Genomic DNA, 20,164 nt, shown 5'->3' on the forward strand with positions numbered 1-20,164 from the left:
CTTTAAACCATCATGCAGTTTCGCTACAAACTGGCAAAAGAAACTTTTAAGGGCAAAAAGCCGCCCAAGAAAAGAGCCTCAGGTGAAGATAACATCTCTGCCGACCAACGGGGGGACCACACCTGGACGGATTCCCAGTTGCTCAGTCTGGACAAGACCACCAAACGGGTGGAGCCGAAGCTGGAGGAAACCAAAGAAGTTTCCCGGAGAGAGTTATTTTCCTTTGGCAAGCTGACGGACTTTGCCGATGCCGTGGAAGAAGGCGAAAAAAACCTTCCGAAAGCTAAAAAAGCCGATTCTGAAGTCAGCACTCCCGTTGAAGGGGAAACCGATCCCCAGGAATTAGCCGCGCCGGTTCCTGAACCTCAGGCAAAAAAGGGATTTTTCCGCCGCATGGTGAGTAAAATCCGCCCCGCTGCTAAGAAAGAAGAACCCGAAAACCCGCCTGAAAATGCCGCGGCGGAAACCAGCACCACCGATGAACCTCAAACGGACGCGGTCCGTCAAGCCTCCCCTCCTCCACAGGAAACGATTCTCGGAATTCCCGTCGATGATGAAGAAGTCGACCCGGAGTTCAGCCGCCGTAATCTGTTAAAGCAGGGAGTGCATTTCTTCGCCAAACCGGCGATGGAGTCGGTGCAAAGCAAAATAGACCGGGTGAACGAAACCGTCGATAAAATCACCAAACGGGTTCCTCTCATTCGACCCCCGGGAGCCATCTCGGAGCGGCAGTTCCTGCAGGCCTGCACCCGTTGCGACAAATGCATCCATGCCTGCCCTAAGGACGCGATTCAAAAAGTCCCGAAGAAAATGGGATTTCTCATCGCCGGCTCGCCCTACATCGACCCCATGAAAATACCCTGTGTCATGTGCGACGATCTTCCCTGCATTACCGCCTGTCCGGACGGCGCTTTAGTCCCGCCGCCCTATAACGACAAGATGGAAGTCAAAATGGGTTACGCCATCATGGATAAAAACAAATGCCAGGCCTATGGCGATACCTTCTGCCAGCAATGCGTGATCGACTGCCCCATCCCCGGCGCCATCACCCAGAAAGACGACAAACCCATCTTCCACAAAAATACCTGCACCGGCTGTGGGGTGTGCGTGCTTTCGTGTAGCACCGTGAATATTCCCGTTGCCATCAAGATCAAACCGCAAATGGTCATTGAAAGCCAGATCCAGAAAAAGCGGCTGGAAATAGAAACAGCCCGCATCAAGGCGGAACGGGAAGCGGCGGAGAAAAAAGCCCAGCAAGAGGAAGAAAACGAAAACGCACAGGCGATGGAAAGCGAAAGGGATTGACGCTCAACACCTCCCCCACCCCTGCACTGCATCGTGCTCTTTTCAAATTTTAATTGGATAACTCCTTCTCTGCTTTATTGACAGCGTCTCCCAGGACTTCATAGGCATTTGAAAACCCGGTTTTGATTTCCTCCCACGCATTGGCGGAACCGTGTTTCAATCCACCGTACCACTCGGCAACCTCGTTTCTCTTTTCCTTGAGCGCGTGGATGCTTTTTTGCTTCTGCTCTCTCGCCGACTCGGTCATGTTTTTCCATTTTTTATTCAGGTCAGATTCCATCTGATCGATCCGTTTGTCCATTTTATCCAGCGTCGATTTGGTACTTTTAACCGCCTCATCCCGTTGTTCGATGGAGTATTTCTTGATCGTTTCGGTGGCCTCCTGAACTTCTTTCTTAACTTCCATTTTTGATGTTTTCTCTCCAAAGACGGTTTCGGCAAAGAAAACTGTTAGAGCTACTGCAACCAACAGAATCACCCACTTCAATTTTTGCATGTGCAAAATCCTTTATTGAAATTCTTAAAGAGCCGATATTCGGAATTGTCCACCTGTTTAACAGCAAAACATAATTGATAACTGGCATCAAGGAATTTGCAACTCATCTCTATCGGGTATTGGGTCGCCTGTTTAATAGAAAAATGCTACAATGGGCCTTCAAGTTTTTTGTGGCCCTGTATCCCGTTATTTTTCACAATGCGCTTGATACTCCCTTAAATTTTAAGTATTTTGGTCATTCTTTGATCCCTTTCCCGTTTTGCGATAATGCGGGCTGAGGTGTTTCCGGATGCCCCCAATAAATAGACATATACTATTGTTTTTATTTGCCTTATAGATTTTACGGGAAATATTCAACGGCCCTGAAGTCTGCAAAGCACCCTTGAACCAGGAACTTTATGACCCAGAAACTGCGAAGAACCCATCACTGCGGCGAACTGTCCGAAAAAAATATCGATGAATCCGTCACCCTGTGCGGCTGGGTTCACACCCGGCGCGATCATGGCGGCCTGATCTTCATCGACCTGTGGGACAAGGAAGGACTCACCCAGGTGGTGCTCAACCCGCAGATAGACTCGCTGGCCCACCAGCACGCCCAATCCCTGCGCGGCAATTATGTCATGGCCGTGCAAGGAAAAGTGCGGAGCCGCCCGGAGGGCATGGTCAACGCCAAACTGAAAACCGGGAAAATCGAGGTCTATATCGATGACCTGCAGATCCTGAATGAATCCAAAACACCGCCGTTTTCCGGTTGGGACGATCAGGACGTTTCAGAAGTCCTGCGGCTGAAAAACCGTTACCTCGATCTCCGTAGCAACCGTCTGCAAAACAACCTGAAAATACGCTACCAGATCACCCGCGTGGTTCGGAATGTTCTTGACCAACACGGGTTCATGGAAATTGAAACTCCCATGTTGACCAAAAGCACGCCGGAAGGCGCCCGGGACTATCTGGTCCCCAGCCGGTTGAACCCAAAAAAATTCTACGCCCTGCCGCAGTCGCCACAGTTGTTCAAGCAGATTTTGATGGTCGCGGGCATGGACCGCTATTTTCAGATCGTCAAATGTTTCCGCGACGAGGACCTGCGGCAAGACCGGCAACCGGAATTCACGCAGATCGATATGGAGATGTCTTTTCTCGACGAAACGCAGTTATTTCCTCTGGTCGAGGAAATGATGCAAACCGTCTATAAGGAAATCCTGGGAATTACCATCGAGACACCCTTCCCTATTCTAAAATACAAAGATGCCATCGACCGGTTCGGCTCAGACAAACCCGATTTACGCTTCGGGCTGGAATTGGTGGATCTCGGCGATGTGGTTCAGGGAACCGGCTTCAAAGTATTCGCGGATGTTCTCAAGAACGGCGGCCAGATAAGAGCTATCAATGTCAAAAACAGCGCCGAGGTTCTTTCACGTAAAGGCCTCGATGATTTGACCGAGCTTGCTAAAACTTATGGCGCCAAGGGCATGGCCTGGATCAAAATTCAAAAAGGCGAACTGCAATCGCCGATCATCAAATTTTTTGAAAAAGATATGATCGACCGCCTGATTGCCACCATGCAGGGTGAAGACGGCGACACCATCGTATTCATCGCCGACAAACCCAAGGTCGTCGCCGATGCGTTGGCGCACATCCGTCTGGCGGTTGCTAAATTATTGGGCCTGATAGACGATAAAAAAATCAACCTGGCATGGATTACAGAATTTCCTTTGCTGGAGTATAACGAGGAAGAAAAACGCTATGCCGCCATGCACCATCCGTTCACCGCGCCAAATGAAGGTCATTTGGAACAGTTTGCAGATACCCCGGAAAAAATTTCCTCCCGCGCCTACGATCTGGTGCTGAACGGCAACGAAATCGCCGGTGGCTCTATTCGTATTCATCAGAAAGAAGTTCAGGAGAAAATGTTCAGTCTGCTGGGCATTGGTCAGGAGGAAGCGGAACTGAAATTCGGCTTTCTTCTCGATGCCCTGCAATACGGCGCTCCTCCGCACGGCGGCATCGCCTTCGGGCTCGATCGCCTCACCATGTTGATCTGCGGAGCGGAATCCATCCGCGACGTCATCGCTTTCCCGAAAACCCAGAAAGCCACCTGCCTGATGACCCAGGCGCCTTCCGAAATAGATCTCAAGCAATTGAAAGAGCTTAAATTGAAGTACGATTTATCGTGATGCAGGGATTGTTGCCGGAACAAACTTGAGGCAACTGGGAACTTTTTGGGGTCGTAGAGATTCGCCCCACGGGAAGGAGCCGAAGTAAACCGTAAGCCGGGTTCTGTCCTCCATCTTGCGATGGAGCGATGGTCATTAATCTAGGCCTGCCGTTGCCGACAGGCTCGAGCGATCAACCCGAAAGTATCGGACGGGCCGCCCTCAAACACTTTCCTATTCGATCTTGCTCCGGATAGGGTTTACCAAGCTACCACTGTCGCCAGCGGTACTGGTGAGCTCTTACCTCACCTTTTCACCATTGCCGCCGCCGAAGAATTGCTCCTCCGCCGGGTGGGCTGTGTCTTTTCTGTGGCACTTTCCTTGAGGTCACCCTCACTCCGCGTTACGGAGTATCCTGCCCTGTGGAGCCCGGACTTTCCTCTCTCCCGGCCATAAAGCCGGAACAGCGACCACCTGGTTTACTTCGGCCCCAATTCGTGGGGTAATCGTAATAAGTCTATTTTGGCACTGCCGGATGTTCTTCAGTTTCTTCCACCCAAAAAAGGAAACGCGAACAATGCGGGCAGGGGTGGATTTCATTCCCAACTTTCACATCAATCACCACTTGCGGCAATACCAGTTGAAAACACCCCTGACACACGCTGTCAAGGAGGCGAACGACAGCAACGCCATCTCTGTGACTTGTAATTTTATTATAGCTCTTAGCCCATTCTGGCGCAATACAACCTATCAGTCCCTGGCGTTTATCCCTGGCATCTTCCAACTCCTGTTTGACCCGTTCACCTTCTGCTTCCTTCTTGGCTTTATACTCTTTAAAGGTGATTTCCTCTTCCTTAAACCGGGCTTCAATGGCGGGAATTTCACCCTCCTTGATTTCTAAAGCTTCCATGATCTCCAGCTCTTTATCTTCGATACTGGAGATTTTTTGCTTTACAGAATCGACTTCCGTCACGATTGCAGTGTATTCCTTATTGGTTTTGACCAACGGCAATTTGGTCTTGGTCTTTGCCATGTGGTCATTTTCTGTCTGGACATCCGCCTGCAACTGCTTCTGCGATTTCCGCATGGAGGCGATGACTTCACGGGCCTGCTCTATTTCCTTGGTCAAGGCCGCCATTTCCGCTGTGGCCGACTGGATTTGATTGGGGATGGAAGCCAAGGCATTCTCAAATTCGGAAATTTCCCGATCAAGAGCTTGCAAATCGATCAGCTTTTGCAATTCGGCATTCATAGAAAAACTCCGGCCTTCAGGCTTGCAGTTAAGTTAATTTGGGATGGTATTGGGTTTCAAAGACTTGTGAGGAATGTAGCACGGGGGTCGGTGGGAATGCAAATTTTTAAGAAAAATACCCGTTGCGCAAGCTGAGTAAAGGTAGGGTTGCCGGGGAGATGGACTGGAGCCGACAAACCCTACCAAAGAAGAAGATTCAAGCCGTTTTCTTGTCCTTAAATTTTGCCTCCCAGTAAACAAGAAACACGCTGGCAACAAAAATTGAGGAATACGTCCCGATGACAATTCCCACCAGCAGGGCAAAGGAAAAATCATGGATGATCGCGCCGCCCTGGAAAAACAGGGCCAGCACCACAAGCAACGTGGTCCCCGAAGTCAAAAGCGTGCGACTGAGGGTCTGGTTGATACTGGTGTTGATCAACTCCATGAGCGGGATTTTTCCCCGGCGCCGCATATTTTCACGGATGCGGTCAAAGATGACAATGGTGTCGTTGAGGGAATAACCGATGATGGTCAGAAAGGCGGCAACGATCACCAAGGAGAACTCCTTATCGGTGATCGAAAAAGCGCCCATCGTAATCAAAACGTCATGAATGAGGGCAATGACCGCACCAATGGCATACTGTAATTCAAAGCGCCAGGAAATATAAATGACAATGCCAATAATGGCATAGACGATGGAGAGGAGTGCCTTTTCGCGCAGGTCTTGCCCCACCTTGGGCCCCACCATTTCAACCCGCTCCACGATAATATCGTCGAGGTTAAACTTATCCTTTAAACTATTTTTAACTTGCGAACCAACCTCCTCCAGCTTTTCCTCCGACCGCTGAACCCGGATCAGAATGTCATTTTTCGTTCCGAATTCCTGGATCGTGCTCTCGCCCAGACCAATGGTCTTGAGGCCATCCCGGATATTATTAATATCTGGAGCCGTTTTAAATTGCAGTTGAATCAAAGTTCCTCCGGAAAAATCAATGCCGAATTTTAATCCACCTTGCACACCAACCGATATCAAGCTGGCAAGGATAAGAATTCCTGAAAAAATCAGGGCGGCACGCATTTTCCCCATGAAATCGATTTCAGTGGGTCGCTTAAATATTTCCATAATAATTCTTCATAGGTTTAAACAGGAGGTTCCTGATTTCACTGGGGACCCTCAAATGCTCAAACGGGTTATTTTTTTCCGGCTCATCGCGCTGTCAAACATAGCGTGGCTGACGAAAACTGCGGTGAACATACTCGCGGCAATGCCGATACACAAGGTAATGGCAAAGCCCTTGATCGGCCCTGTGCCGAACTGGAACAACACGACGGCGGCAATGAATGTTGTTATATTTGCATCCACAATCGTCCGGAAGGCTTTGGCAAACCCTGCATCAATAGCAGCGCGAACGGTTTTTCCAAGGCGTATCTCCTCGCGAATGCGCTCAAAGATAAGCACATTGGCATCGATGGCCATGCCCACGGTCAATATAATGCCAGCAATTCCAGGCAGGGTGAGCGCCGCGCCAAAATAGGCTAACGCTCCCACCAGTATCACTATGTTTAAAAACAGAGCGGTCACCGCCACCATACCCGACAGCTTGTAATAAATGATGATAAAGACGAGCACCAAAATGCCGCCCAGAATGATCGAGCTGATGCCTTTATCAATCGAATCTTTTCCGAGGGAAGGTCCTACTGTGCGGTTTTCAAGGATCACAACCGGAGCAGGTAGGGCTCCCGCTCGCAAGATGATCGCCAGATCGCGCGCTTCTTCAGTGGTAAAACGCCCGGTGATCTGGGCGCGACCCCCGGAAATTTCATCCTGAATCACGGGTGCGGAATACACATTGTTGTCGAGAACGATGGCCAGCCGTTTCTTGACGTTCTCGCGGGTGATTTGTTTAAAGATCGATGCCCCGACTCGGTCAAAGGTGATGGCCACATAAGGTTCATTATAGTCCTGGTCATAACGGACTTCTGCGCTGGTCAGGGTTTCGCCAGTCAAAATGGTGCGTTTTTTTAACAGATAAGGCTCCTGCTTAACCTCTCCTGTCTCTTTGTTTTCCCGACGCTGATAGAGAATCTCATCTTCTTCAGGGAGATCGCCCTGAATCGCCGCCTCGACACTGCGGCCCTCGTCCACGAGCTTAAACTCCAGGCGGGCGGTTTTGCCGATAAGATTGATGGCCCGTTTCGGGTCCTTGACGCCGGGCAACTGGATCAGAATGCGATCTTCCCCTTGGGCCTGAATCGTGGGTTCGGACACTCCAAATTGATCCACCCGGTTACGGATAGTTTCCAACCCCTGATTAACGGCATTTTTACGAATTTTATCTGCCTGCCCCTCGGTCAACTGAAAATTCAGAGCCAGACCGTCTGGAGAAACCTCTTTTTTCTCCAAAAAAGGATAGCCATCCATGATCTTTTGCACCTGGGGCTGGTCCACAGCATCGACCAGATAGACCGTGACCCGTCGGCCCTCCAGTTTCGATGAGACCTTCTCGATTTCGATGTCTTCGTTCTCCGCATCGCGTTTGATATCGTCCGCCATACGTTCCAGGCTGGCCTCAACCGCTTTTTCGACCTGAACTTCCAGCATCAGATGCATCCCTCCCTGCAAATCCAACCCCAACGCAATCTTTTCCTTTATGGGATAGGACAGCCATACGGCTCCCAGAACAACTGCCAGAATCAGGGGAATCTTCCACTTAAGGTCTTTATACATTTATCACTTTCCTTCGGTTTTTAGGGCGGCGATAGACGTCCGGTTGATTTTTATTTTTACGTTGTCAGCAATCTGAAGCATGACCGTGTCGTCTTTGATTTTTTTTATCGAGCCATGAATGCCACTCAGGGTCACGACATTGTCGCCCTCTTTAAGATCGTCCAGTAATTTTTGGACCTCTTTCTGTTTTTTCTGCTGAGGCCGGATCAGGATGAAATAAAAGATGGCAAACATCATAATCATCGGCGGCAAAAGCGTCAAAAAGCCACCGCCCGCCCCATCCGCACCTTCTGGAGGAGGTGACATTGCAAATACGACATCAAGCATAAAATGATTCCCTATTTATAGTGGATTCGATTATTCAAGGTATGACAGCCCTGGCTATCTTATCGTCAGACTGTGCCGGGAATATGGACAACTATTGTACAGAATTTCAAACTCTTATCAAGAGAACTCCGTGGGAAAAACCAAGTCCGGTTGAAAGCCCTGCTTCTATCAAATCTATAGAGGCTTGTCAAGATAACCCGAACAGCCCAAGAAAATCACTAATAAAATTTCTGCTCCACGGTTGCTTCCTGGGTCAGTTCGCGGTACAAACGGTGAAATTCTTCGGTTGTGAGCTTGCTATCCCTCAGTGCCGCCAGTTGATCTGGAGTGATTGGTGTTTCAGATTTATCATCCCAGGCGGAAGTCGCGATGGCGACGTAGTTCGGAGGGTTGAGACGCTGGTGGATCAACCCGTTAATTTCATCATTATATTCCAACGCCAGGTCGATTGCCCTCCGGGCATCTTCGGCGCTCAAACCACTGCCGAGTGCGATATTTGTCGGCGGGTGCCCCCCTTTTGGCTTCCAATACTGGATGGTATTTCTTAAAACTTTTATGGATTTGGATTCAAGGGTTCCCTGCAATTCTTTTTTGCGCTTTTTCTGGTTATGACCTAACCAGATCTCTATGGTGCAAATGGTGGTGATCGAAGTGTCGCAACTGGATGCAGCAGAAACCAATGCCGGTGATGACGGCATCCCCGTTAGAAAAAAAACCACCAATAAACTACAAATTAATTTACTCATGAAACCCTCACTCCTTCCAGATTAGAAATTCCGTATTTATAAACCAATTACCAAACCGGATGCGTCAGATATAGCTATTTTGCAAATAAAATAACATTTTAGCCCCTCATCTTCGATCAGAATTCTATAAAAATCAACTATTCCATACAAAACAGGAAATTTTATCCCCAAACCTTAAAGTTATTACTTTTAATTCCGATATGCCAATTAAGTTTTGGTTTAATTAATCCAGGAGATTTATTCATGAGTTCCATAGGTAATGTGAGCGCAGCATCTCATCAAATTCCAGCCGCCACCACTGGCAAGGCACAGTCCGCCCAGAAACAGGAAGGACAGGCGGCTCTTAATTCAGCCGAATCGACAACTCACGCCACCCAAGCAACTACTTCCAGCGGCCCCAAAGCCACGGGAAACATTGTTGATACCACAGTTTAATAACGCTTCCTATCCCTGAGTTCTGTAATTGAGCAGGACTCAGGGACTTCGTCTTCCAGCTTAAGACATCGCTCGTAATGAGATACCAAAGGTCCGTGATTTATTCCAGGACCAGGGTTTGCAGGTTCGAAAAGTTCTCGCTCTCCTTCAGGAGTTTCTTCCCTTCTTCCGTCAGGGAATTTCCAAAAACCTCCAGATATTTTAATCCCGTCAAGGTCTGACTTTCAGCCAGGGCCTTGGCTCCGTCATCCCCCATCTGGTTTTGCGCCAGGTCCAGGGAATCCAAACTCACCAGATTGATGGACTGGGCCAGTTCCTTAGCACCTTCCGATCCTATTTTATTTTTCCACAAATTGAGTATCGACAGGTGCGAGAATACCGGAGATTTTGCGATGGACTTCGCACCCTCATCACCAATGTCATTGCGCTCCAGATGCAGGACTTTCAGCCCGGTAATGACTTTTGAATCGGCCAGGGCCTTGATCCCCGCATCGGTGATTTCATTTCTCTCCAGATTCAATTCCTGCAACCCCACCAGTTCTTCACATTCGGCCAGATATTTCAACCCTGCATCGCCAATGTATTTGAGCCTGAGGTCGAGCACCGTTCCTGCCCGGGTCAGATGCTTTTTGACCAGAACTTCCACAGGTTCGTCATTAAAAGGTTTATTCATATTTGAGACCCTTTTTTCTTTTAGTTTGGAAGAGCTGTCAGCACAGACTGTCCGGGCCGTTCCGGATTCTAATCTGACGCAAGGTTTTATTGTATAAACCTTTATTCCATTGTCAACCGGCAAGGTGATGGAATTTGGCTTCCGAACAGGGAACCGGCCTTTTTAATTTGCCAAACAGGGCCTTAAATTCTAAGATTATACTGCGAATACCGCCCTATCCCTTTGAATTGAAAACCTGTCATGCAAGAAAAAGAGTCCTTTTCCTACGATCCTGAAGTTCTATCCAAGGTCTCCTCCTTGAAAATGCGGGCGCTGAATCTGGTGGAGGGGTTGCTGTCCGGCCAACACAGAAGCCGCCATAAGGGGTCAAGCGTCGAGTTTGCAGAATATAAGGATTACTCTCCCGGCGATGAAATTCGCCACATCGACTGGAAAGTGGTGGGCAAGACCGACAAATATCATGTGAAGCAGTTCGAGCAGTCCACCAACCTCAAATGCACCATTTTGCTCGATTGCAGTGGGTCGATGGGCTATGAGTCCCCGAATCAAACGGACCTCACCAAAATGGATTACGCCCGGACTCTGGTGGCCTCCCTGTCCTGTCTGCTTTTGAAACAATTTGATGCGGTGGGGCTGGCGTTATTTAACGATCAAGTCATTCAACACATTCCGCCCCGGTCCAAGACCTCGCACCTGCAACACATCCTGCACGGGCTTGCCACCCTGGAACCCGGAGGGACCACGCGCATCGACACGGTGGTCGGCAAGCTGGTGGAACGTTTGCAAAGCCGCGGCATGCTGATTCTGGTTTCCGATCTTCTGGCCAAAGAGGACGATATCCACAAAGATCTCAAGCTTCTGGTTTCGCGGGGGCTGGAAGTGGTGCTCTTTCACGTTCTCCATCCAGACGAAGTGTCGCTTCCTTTTGAAGGAGATATTGTTTTTGAATCGCTGGAAGACGACCCCGACATCGGTCTCGACCCGCAAGACGTGCGCGAGGAATACCAGCAGGCCATCCAGAGCCAGATCGAGTCGTACCGCAGCCTGTGCCTGGGCTTGCGTGTGGATTATGTTTTCCTTGAAACCACCACGCCGCTGGAACAGGCCCTGAGTTACTATCTTCTGAAGCGCCAAAGTTTAGGTAAAGTATGAAAGTGATTATTCAGCTATGGAGAATAAATTCCCCCTTTTTAAAGGGGGTTAGGGGGATTTCTCCTGTGGGTCTTTCATTATTCCAATTTTTCTTATTAGCAAGAGGTTCGCAAGTCCCCCTAACCCCCTTCACAGAAGGGGGGACAAATAACCTCTCTTTTTGCCAGGGAGGGGGTCCCATTCTATGAACCTGAATTTCCTCTCCCCCATTTATCTTTTAGGGTTACTGGGAATAGCCATTCCCGTGCTGATTCACCTGATGACCAAGCGTCAGCAGAAACACATCCGTTTTTCCGCCGTCTATCTTTTGCTTCAGTCGCAGAAGCGGTCGGCCAAAAAATCCCCCCCCAACCGCTTACTGTTGCTGTTGATTCGCTGTCTGGGCATCCTGCTGCTCAGCCTGGCGTTGGCCCACCCGATATTCTCTTTTGGCGGACCGGAAGATTTTCTTCCCCAAGCCCCGTCGGCCACCGTTTTCATTCTCGATGACTCCTACAGCATGGGAATGCGTTCGGACAAACACACTTTATACGCCAAAGCTGTAGAATCGTTGCTTCAGCCCATCGGCAACCTGGGAACCAAAAATGTTTTCAGCATCGTTCTGGCTTCTGCCTCCACCCGCCTTTTGCAAGATTGGACGGCAGACCCTTCCCTGGCGGAAAAACTGCTCAAGACCTCCAAGCCCTCGTTTCAAACCACCAGCATCGGCAAAGCCGTGGAAAAGGCAGTCCAGCTCCTTGATAAAACCTCAAAAAAGGATAAGCGGATTATCATCTTCACCGACCGCGATAAAAACGGCTGGAAGGCGGAAGAGTTTCCCGAAGAGGCACTGTCAAAACCCTACTCTGTGACCCTTGTGGATTTTTCCGCATTGCAAACTGGGCGGAATCAAGCGGCGGTGAAACAGACCGAAATCATCCAGGAGTTTTTGACCAACAGCCGGGTCCTGCGCGTGAAAGCCCAGATTGCCAACCTCCTGCCGGACCGTGCCATTCACAAGCTGGACGTGTCTCTCTCAATCAATGGCAAACAGCAATCAGAAGGGACGCTGAAACTGGATGCAGGACAAGAGGTCAAAAAGGAATTCACCTTCCCACTCAAAGGCAGCGACCCGATTCAGGGGAGCGTCGAAATTCCCGACGATTCCCTGCTTGCGGACAACAAACGGTTTTTCTCCTTCCAGCCGGATCAAAAGATCAAGGTGCTGGTGGTGGACGGCGACCCCAGAACTGTGGCGCATCAGCGCGAATCATTTTACCTGGAAAACGCTTTAAACCCTTTCACTGTGGCACTGTCCAATATCGAACCCACCGTCTCGACGCTGGAGGAACTGCCGGTGCGCAACCTGTTCGATTTTTCGGTGGTGATGCTGGCGAACATCCGCGACCTGCCGTTCGATTACGAGCGCGAGTTGGAAAAATACGTTAGCCGCGGCGGCGCATTGTTCCTCTCGCTGGGCGATCAAACGGACCCTAAATACTATAATGAGAAACTCGGCAACCTGCTTCCCGTGTCCTTAGCCTCCCTGCACCAGGTCGGAAGGAGTGATGAACCCTTCCGCCTTGATGTCAAAAAAAGCGATCACCCGGTTTTAAAAATTTTCACAGCCAAATCTCTGGAAGAGATGAAGACCATCCGCTTCAATTCCCTCTACAGCGTGGAACCCAGAGAAAACCGCGAGTTCACCGTTCCCTTAAGATTCACCAACCAGTACTCCGCCGTGGTGGAGTCGGAGTTCGGCAAGGGCAAGGTGGTGCTCTACGTGTCCAGTGTGGACCGCGACTGGAACAATTTTCCCATTCAACCGACCTTTCTTCCCTGGATTCAGCGCTGGGTGAAGTATTCGGCACGCGGGCTGGAAAGCATCCTCCAACAGAATTTATTAATAGGCGAGCCGTTTGAGTGGAAAGAAGCGGCTCCGGGAAGCCAGCTATTTGTAGAATCGCCCAGCGGGCGCATCTCCCAACTGGCCGGGGCAAGATATGAAGAAACTTTTCGTCCCGGTGTCTATCGGCTGTTCCGCCAGGATGATGCCGCGAAAGAAAAATCTGCGGATGCGCAAACGCTGGATTCGCAAACCCTCCCCAAACTGCCGGACAACGCTCAGCCTGCAGGAACCTTCACGGTGAACATCGACACGCGCGAATCGATTGCCGATAAAATTACCAATGAGGAAGTAACGAAGCTGATGGGCAACCTGCAGGTGCGGTTTGCATCCGGCACAAAATTTCAGGAACCCGGCAATGCCTCCGGTGGCACCCCTCTATCCACCCCGTTTCTCCTCTTGGTGGCGGGCATGCTCCTCTGGGAGGGGTGGATGGTGAGGCGGGAGTGAGAATTTCTGATCTGAAAAGTAGAAAAATCATTTGACCATCATTGCGAGCGTAGCGACGCAATGACGAACGTGACGATTTGTAAATAGCACGGGTGGAGGGAATGCTCCTCTGGGAAAATTTTATGGTAAGGCGGGAGTGAATTAGATATTTATCTGCTCAAATTTTAAAGAAAATAGTTTTTCCTCTTCTGCTGATTGGAATAATTCTATGTGTGAACATTCTTTATCCTTTTTTAATATAGATTTAATTTCTTCGCGCCTAGCTTGGGTCATTCGACACCCCATGATTATTGATTTTATCGCCTCCAAAGGACACGAAAAAAGATAAATATCATTGGTTTGATTAGAGATTCTATTTTCTTCCCCTTTTAAAGGTCTCAACATTCGCCACTCTTCCTCGTAGGCCCACTCCTGGCTTTTCGTTAAAAAAACATTAAAGCTCTCTACCTCCATTAAATTCCAATTTGGTCTTTCTGTAGAATATTTTACCTCTCTTAAATGAAAAAACTCATCGTTTCCAGATCTTTTACTATTTAAAAAGGGATGTAATTCATCAAATTCAATAACAAAACCCTTGTGGCTATCTGTATAATGAGCCCACATTAGCAAATTTTTTGGATTTTTTGTTAAACAAAGAATACCGATTATTTTTTCAAATGTTGAGTTTATAGTATTTCCAATTTCACCAACAACATTATTAGTTTGATTGACTTGAAATAAATTATCCTTAACAACATATTTTTGGGTGTCCGCAATGGTTTTAAATTGGTCTAGAGAAATCATTAACCTATGTTGTTCGGATAATGTCATATACTCCTGTTCTAATAATGAATCCCAATTTTTATTTAAATGTTTCTCTAACTTGCATTCGGAACCTAGAGAGTCCAAAAATGGTTTCATTTCAAATGGGTCATTGAACGCATTGGGTTGCGTAAATCGGATAAGCCTATTTGTTAATATATCCAACCTATCTTCCGTAACGTATTTAAAAATACTCATCTAGAACCCTATCCAAAATAAAATTGTAATTTCAATCAAACCAAACACCCCCTCACCCCTTCCTCCAAACGCTCCCGGTCCAGGCCGCGGCCAATGAAGACCATTTTATTTTCCCGTATTTCGTCGCCCCAGGGGCGGTCGCTCTTACTGTCGAACATCATGTACACGCATTGGAAGATGTGACGCTGATCCGAATCTTTCAGGTTCATAATCCCCTTGGCGCGCATGACGTCCATGCCCTCAAAGATGAGCAGCATCTGCAACCAGTTCACAAACCGACTGCGATCCAACTCACCGGGAAGGGTGATGCTCACGGAGGTGATCGCCTCTTCCGGGTGGGAATGGTCGTGTTCGCCCTCATGAATAGAGAAATCCTCTAGGGGTTTGACCGTCTCCAGATCGAAGCCACCGGTATTTAAAATTGCATCCAGGGGGACGGCGGCGTTTTGCGTGGGGATAATCCGCGCCGTCGGGTTGATACTGCGGATGCGGCTTTCCACTTTCTTTAACTCTTCGGCGGAAACAAGATCGATCTTGTTGAGCAGGATGACGTTGGAAAACGCGATCTGTTCCCACATCACCTCCACCTCTTCGAGATGCTTCCAGATGTTCAGGCAATCGACCAGCGTGATCACGCCATCGAGCTTGAGGGAATGATTGATTTCGTCTTCGAGCAAAAATGCCTGCGCGATCGGACCGGGAGACGCAAGCCCGGTGCTTTCGATCAATATAGTGTCGAATTTATCGTGCCGTTCGATCAAGCGGTTCAAGGTGGCAATGAGATCGCCCTTGATCGAACAACAGATGCAACCGTTGTTCATTTCAAAGATGTCCTCGTCCGCGCCGATGACCAGATCATGATCTATCGGAATTTCGCCAAATTCGTTTTCGATCACGGCGATGCGCTTGCCGTGATTGCCTTTGAGAATGGTGTTGAGGAGCGTGGTCTTGCCCGCCCCCAGAAACCCGGACAACAGGGTCACGGGCAATATTTTTTCATCAGGATTCGTCATGGAAAGGTGCCTTTGGTTTCTGCAAAAATGTTTGCCGGTTGCCTCAACTACAAATGAGTTAAAATAGGTGGCTTTAAATTATCAAATTTGGGCAATAAATATCGGAAAATTCGCCATCGCCAGGATTTTTCTGCATTAGAACGGGGCTTGAGATTCCTGTTATTTCTGTCAAACTAAAATCCGGCAAGAGCCCCGGCCCTACCTTCTCAATAAATAACGCTTGGACCTCATAAGAATATGAATTCACGGTTCTCCTTAGGAAATTTATCGAAACAATCCAAGACGGTTTTGATCGGCGGGTTTGTGCTGGCGATCATCATTCTGTTCGAGGTTTGGGACCGCCAGGAGGAATTGTGGTTTGAGCAACTGAAACAGGACGTATTGGAAAATACCCTGATTCTGGGCGGAAAGCTGGAAGTCATCGAAAGGGAACTGCAGGGAGTTTTGTCGCTGTTCAACGCGTCCTCATTTGTCACCGATGAAGAATTCGAAACCTATGTCATCCCCATTTTAAAAAACAACACCTACATTCAAAGCCTGATCTGGTTGCCCAGAGTATCCCATTCACAGCGGGAATATTATGAAGGGAAAATGGCCACTGAGGGTTATCCCGATTTTCACATCACCGAACAGTCCGATGAGGGAACTGTGATTGAAGCCATTCAGAGGGAAGAATACTATCCGGTGCATTACGTGGAACCCTTGAAAAGAAATGACGCCTTGTTCGGGTTTGACCTGAGCAGTATCCCCTCTATTAAAAAGGTGATCCGGGAGTCGCGGGATAGCGAAAGAATCATGGCCTCGGAAAAATTCAAATACCTGCAGGATAACCAGAACAATGCCGGGATTTTTGTGTTTGCCCCCTATTACGAGACCAAGACAATTCCTGTAACCCTGGAGAATCGCAGACAAAATTTAAATGGATTTCTGGTCGGTTTTTACCGCGTGGGCGAAATGATGAACCAGATGGTTCAACCCTACCAGGCGAAAGGCATCAACCTGGTCGTTTACGATGCGGACGCAGCTTCCGGCAACGACAAACTGTACGGAGAGCCTCTCCCAAATCCACGCCGCGAATTCAAAAACTTAATCAACTTCTCCGATCGCAACTGGTTTTTGCTCTGGCAAGGTACGGATGAATTCATGGGCGGCCCTAAAAAAAAATCGGCATGGTGGATAGCGGGCGGAGTTCAGGTGTTCGCTATTTTTCTCGCCATTATTTTTGAGATGATGGCTTCCCGCACCCGCCAGGTGGAAAACGAGGTCCGCACGCGCACCGGGGAGCTGACCCAGGCCAATGACAATTTGAAACTGGAAAATGCGGCTCGAAGAAAAGCCGAAAAAGAATTACACGCCGCCAAAGAGGATGCCGAATTGGCCAATAAAGCAAAAAGTATCTTCCTGGCTAATATGAGCCATGAAATACGCACACCCATGAACGCCATACTGGGTTACTCTCAGATCTTAAAGAGCAACGAGCATCTGGACTCGACCCAGAATAAAACCATCGAAAATATTTTACGCAGTGGCGATCACCTCCTGCAACTCATCAACGACATTTTAAATATCTCCAAGATCGAAGCGGGGAAAATGGAGCTGCACCGCACCGACTTCGACCTCATCGAACTAGCACATGGAATTTCCACGATGTTCCAGCCCCGTTGTCAGGAAAAACAAATCCGCTGGATTCTCGATTTCCCTGAAGAAGATTCTATTGTAGTTCACGGCGATGAAATCAAGTTGAAACAAGTCCTGATCAATCTGTTGGGCAACGCCGTGAAATTTGTAGATGCAGGGGAAATCACCTTCAGGGTGGTTCCTAAAACGACAAATCATTTTCTATTTGAGGTTATCGACACAGGAAAAGGAATTCCCAGGGAACACCAAAAAAACATCTTTGAACCCTTTCATCAAGAAGAAGAAGGAGCGAAAAAAGGTGGCACCGGTCTGGGGCTGGCCATCGTGAAAAAACATGTTGAGCTGATGGATGGAATACTGACTCTGGATTCCGCGCCAGGGAAAGGTTCTCGTTTCGCATTTACTTTGTGCCTGCCTCCAGCCAAAAACCCGCTGGGTGCAGCCCAACAAAAAAACATTAAATATTTTCATCTGGCGGAAGGGTGCCATGTAAAAGCATTGGTTGTCGATGACAATGAGCAAAACCGGGAAGTCCTGTCCAAAATTCTGACATCTGCCGGCATTGAAGTTCTAACTGCTGTGAATGGCGAGCAAGCACTGGAGCGGGTTCGGCTCCAATCTCCGGATATTATTTTCATGGATCTGCGCATGCCGGTGATGAACGGCTTTCAGGCGCTGGAAATCATTAAAAAAGATTTTGGTTCGCAAAATATCAAAACCGTTGCTATTTCCGCCTCGGCCTTCGAACACCAAAGGAAATCCACCTTATCGAAAGGTTTTGACGATTTCATTCCCAAGCCTTTTCATATTGAAGATATTTTTAACTGCCTTGTAAAACTGCTGGAAGTACGTTTTATCAGTGAAGAGAAGCAATCAGTTTTCAATTCAGAAAACACTTTAGCTATTACAAAAATTCAATTACCGGAATCCATTCTCAATCGATTGAAACAGGCCGCTGGTTTGTCCAGCCTCACCGACCTGAAAGTCTGCATGCAGGAATTGGAATCCTTGGGAGAAGATGGGAAAAGTTGCCTCTCTCATTTGCAACCTCTGGTCGGGAAGTATGACATGCAGGGAATCCTTGCCCTTTTAGAAAAGGTAACGAATGGACCTGAAACCTGAGGAATCGCAGGAACAACAAATTTTGATCGTAGACGACACCCCTGCCAATATCGACGTCCTCGATCAGTTTCTGGAAAAGGAGGGGTACAAAATTTCCGTGGCGCCCAGCGGGGAATCCGCTCTCGACCTGGCCGCCCGCATCGCCCCCGATTTGATTTTGCTGGATGTGATGATGCCGGGCATCGATGGATTTGAAACCTGCCGGCGCTTGCAAGCGAATATAAAGACGCGTGAAATCCCCATCATTTTCATCACCGCGAAAAATGAGACGGAAGACATCGTCAAAGGATTTTCATTGGGCGGCGTGGACTACATCACCAAGCCCTTTAGGCGGGAAGAAGTTTGCGCCCGCATCCATTTGCATCTCAAAATGCAACGGTTGATGCAAGCTCTTGAGGCCAAAAATGCAAAACTTGCCGAACTGAACGATCTGAAAAACACATTTCTCGGTATGGCGTCGCACGACCTCAGAAACCCGATCGCCGCCATCCAGGGGTTTTCAAATCTCCTGCTCGATCACGGCAAAATCCTGCCGGAAGAAACTAAGAAAGAATTCCTGCAATCGATCCATAAGGTGAGCCAAGACATGCTGACTCTGTTGGAAGATCTTTTAAACATTTCCATCATTGAAAGCGGCAAGCTCAATCTTCATTTCCAACGGAGTTCCCTGAAGCAACTGGTCGAAGAACGGGTTCGCATGTATCAGGTGGTGGCCGATCGCAAAAACATAACCTTTCATCTGGATATAGGAGCGGTGGCGGAATTTGATTTCGATCCCAATCGGATCAGCCAGGTCATCGATAATCTGTTGACCAACGCCATTAAATTCTCCCCCTCTGGAAAAAACATTTATATCTCGCTGGAAGCAAAAGATAACCGGGCAAAGTTCAGTGTCCGCGATCAAGGGCCCGGCATAACGGCGGAAGATCAGGACAAACTGTTCAAACATTTTCAAAAATTGAAAGCCAAACCAACGGGAAATGAAACCAGCCATGGCTTGGGGCTGGCCATCGCCAAAAGAATGGTAGAAGCCCATAAGGGTCAAATAACGGTAGACAGCCATTCCGAATCAGGATCCACTTTCAGCTTTGAAATCCCCATGGAAAATTGAGTGTGGATATTTTTTATAGTGGATATACTCGCGCAAAAAAATGGGCAGACCGCCGGAGACTGGCGATCTGCCCGTAGGCTGGGGAGGTATAACAGCCTACTTGACCCAGGTGGTGCGGATGTACTTGACGACATCCCAAATTTCCTTGTCCTTCAAGGTCTTGCCGTGTGCGACCATGCCTGTTCCCGCCGAACCGTTTTTGATGACATAGAACATCTGACCGGCAGATACATCTTTCATCGTGTCGCTACATGCGAAGTTTCTTGGAGACGGTTTCAAAGCCGCGCCAAGTTTTCCAGCGCCATCGCCCTTATCGCCGTGACACATTTTGCAAGCCATCGGCTTTGCATTTTTGGTGTAGATTAATTCCCCATTTGCCGCGTCGGCAGAAGCGGTTTTATCCATGCTGGCAACATTAGAGGGAGCCGCTTTGGTTTTCCTCGGCTGCGGGCAATTGCCGCCCGCATAAGCCGTTCCCACCACAAACAGAGTGAATAATGCCAGTGTCATCACGATCATTGTTTTTTTCATTTTTCTTTCTCCTTTTAATCGTTTAGTTAAATCTGTCTTCATTTTCAAAATCTATTTAGAAGCCAACTCGAAATCGGCCTTGGTATCCCCATCGGTCACCGTGATTTCCTGAGAGGACTCACCAGCGTAAGGATGCCACGCAGTTACCTTATATTTACCAGCAGGA

At 48.5% G+C, this 20,164-nt stretch carries 17 protein-coding genes and 1 other RNA gene; 7 read left to right on the forward strand and 11 right to left on the reverse strand.

Annotated elements, in window-relative coordinates:
- Positions 1–12 precede the first annotated feature (12 nt).
- Positions 13–1,305, forward strand: a complete 1,293-nt coding sequence (locus O3C58_07730) for a 4Fe-4S dicluster domain-containing protein (GenBank protein MDA0691742.1) — start codon at positions 13–15, stop codon at positions 1,303–1,305.
- A gap of 49 nt (positions 1,306–1,354) precedes the next feature.
- On the opposite strand, the gene O3C58_07735 is transcribed toward O3C58_07730, so the two are convergent.
- Positions 1,355–1,801 (reverse strand): hypothetical protein, encoded by a 447-nt coding sequence (locus tag O3C58_07735; protein ID MDA0691743.1) that lies wholly within the window; start codon positions 1,799–1,801, stop codon positions 1,355–1,357.
- A 398-nt stretch (positions 1,802–2,199) separates the two neighbouring features.
- Between O3C58_07735 and aspS the strand changes: the two genes are divergently transcribed.
- Positions 2,200–3,975, forward strand: coding sequence for an aspartate--tRNA ligase (gene aspS, locus O3C58_07740; protein MDA0691744.1), 1,776 nt, complete (start codon positions 2,200–2,202; stop codon positions 3,973–3,975).
- Positions 3,976–4,052: 77 nt separating this feature from the next.
- Here aspS and rnpB read toward each other — a convergent pair.
- The 6 genes from rnpB to O3C58_07770 form a co-directional block, all read right to left on the reverse strand.
- Positions 4,053–4,440, reverse strand: an RNA gene (rnpB, locus tag O3C58_07745) — RNase P RNA component class A.
- A 31-nt stretch (positions 4,441–4,471) separates the two neighbouring features.
- Entirely contained in the window at positions 4,472–5,206 is a 735-nt protein-coding gene (locus tag O3C58_07750) for a C4-type zinc ribbon domain-containing protein (protein ID MDA0691745.1), read from the reverse strand.
- A gap of 196 nt (positions 5,207–5,402) precedes the next feature.
- Entirely contained in the window at positions 5,403–6,311 is a 909-nt protein-coding gene (gene secF, locus O3C58_07755) for a protein translocase subunit SecF (protein MDA0691746.1), read from the reverse strand.
- Positions 6,312–6,362: 51 nt separating this feature from the next.
- Positions 6,363–7,916, reverse strand: a complete 1,554-nt coding sequence (gene secD / locus O3C58_07760) for a protein translocase subunit SecD (GenBank protein ID MDA0691747.1) — start codon at positions 7,914–7,916, stop codon at positions 6,363–6,365.
- Between the two features lie 3 nt (positions 7,917–7,919).
- Positions 7,920–8,243 carry a preprotein translocase subunit YajC gene (yajC, locus tag O3C58_07765; protein ID MDA0691748.1) on the reverse strand — a complete coding sequence of 108 codons (324 nt, stop codon included), beginning with the start codon at positions 8,241–8,243 and terminating at the stop codon, positions 7,920–7,922.
- Between the two features lie 218 nt (positions 8,244–8,461).
- On the reverse strand, positions 8,462–8,989 hold the full coding sequence (locus O3C58_07770) for a hypothetical protein (protein ID MDA0691749.1): 528 nt from the start codon (positions 8,987–8,989) through the stop codon (positions 8,462–8,464).
- Positions 8,990–9,232: 243 nt separating this feature from the next.
- On the opposite strand from O3C58_07770, the gene O3C58_07775 reads away from it, so the two are divergent.
- Positions 9,233–9,424 carry a hypothetical protein gene (locus O3C58_07775; GenBank protein ID MDA0691750.1) on the forward strand — a complete coding sequence of 64 codons (192 nt, stop codon included), beginning with the start codon at positions 9,233–9,235 and terminating at the stop codon, positions 9,422–9,424.
- A 100-nt stretch (positions 9,425–9,524) separates the two neighbouring features.
- Here O3C58_07775 and O3C58_07780 read toward each other — a convergent pair whose 3' ends face one another.
- Complete coding sequence (locus O3C58_07780; protein ID MDA0691751.1) at positions 9,525–10,097, reverse strand: hypothetical protein; 573 nt, start codon at positions 10,095–10,097, stop codon at positions 9,525–9,527.
- Between the two features lie 240 nt (positions 10,098–10,337).
- Between O3C58_07780 and O3C58_07785 the strand changes: the two genes are divergently transcribed.
- Both O3C58_07785 and O3C58_07790 read left to right on the forward strand, forming a co-directional pair.
- Entirely contained in the window at positions 10,338–11,249 is a 912-nt protein-coding gene (locus tag O3C58_07785) for a DUF58 domain-containing protein (GenBank protein MDA0691752.1), read from the forward strand.
- A gap of 184 nt (positions 11,250–11,433) precedes the next feature.
- Complete coding sequence (locus tag O3C58_07790) at positions 11,434–13,584, forward strand: BatA domain-containing protein (GenBank protein ID MDA0691753.1); 2,151 nt, start codon at positions 11,434–11,436, stop codon at positions 13,582–13,584.
- A 141-nt stretch (positions 13,585–13,725) separates the two neighbouring features.
- Here the strand turns inward: O3C58_07790 and O3C58_07795 are convergent, their stop codons facing one another.
- Positions 13,726–14,583: a DUF2971 domain-containing protein gene (locus tag O3C58_07795; protein MDA0691754.1), complete on the reverse strand. Its 858-nt coding sequence runs from the start codon at positions 14,581–14,583 to the stop codon at positions 13,726–13,728.
- Between the two features lie 35 nt (positions 14,584–14,618).
- On the reverse strand, positions 14,619–15,596 hold the full coding sequence (locus O3C58_07800) for a GTP-binding protein (protein ID MDA0691755.1): 978 nt from the start codon (positions 15,594–15,596) through the stop codon (positions 14,619–14,621).
- Between the two features lie 237 nt (positions 15,597–15,833).
- Here O3C58_07800 and O3C58_07805 point away from each other — a divergent pair, with 237 nt between their 5' ends.
- On the forward strand, positions 15,834–18,356 hold the full coding sequence (locus O3C58_07805) for a CHASE domain-containing protein (GenBank protein MDA0691756.1): 2,523 nt from the start codon (positions 15,834–15,836) through the stop codon (positions 18,354–18,356).
- Positions 18,340–19,467 (forward strand): hybrid sensor histidine kinase/response regulator, encoded by a 1,128-nt coding sequence (locus O3C58_07810; GenBank protein MDA0691757.1) that lies wholly within the window; start codon positions 18,340–18,342, stop codon positions 19,465–19,467. The genes O3C58_07805 and O3C58_07810 overlap by 17 nt, the downstream gene beginning before the upstream one ends.
- Before the next feature lie 96 nt (positions 19,468–19,563).
- On the opposite strand, the gene O3C58_07815 is transcribed toward O3C58_07810, so the two are convergent.
- Complete coding sequence (locus O3C58_07815; protein MDA0691758.1) at positions 19,564–19,998, reverse strand: cytochrome c; 435 nt, start codon at positions 19,996–19,998, stop codon at positions 19,564–19,566.
- Positions 19,999–20,164 lie beyond the last annotated feature (166 nt).

It is taken from the genome of Nitrospinota bacterium (assembly GCA_027619975.1).
Classification (GTDB): Bacteria; Nitrospinota; Nitrospinia; order Nitrospinales; family VA-1; genus JADFGI01.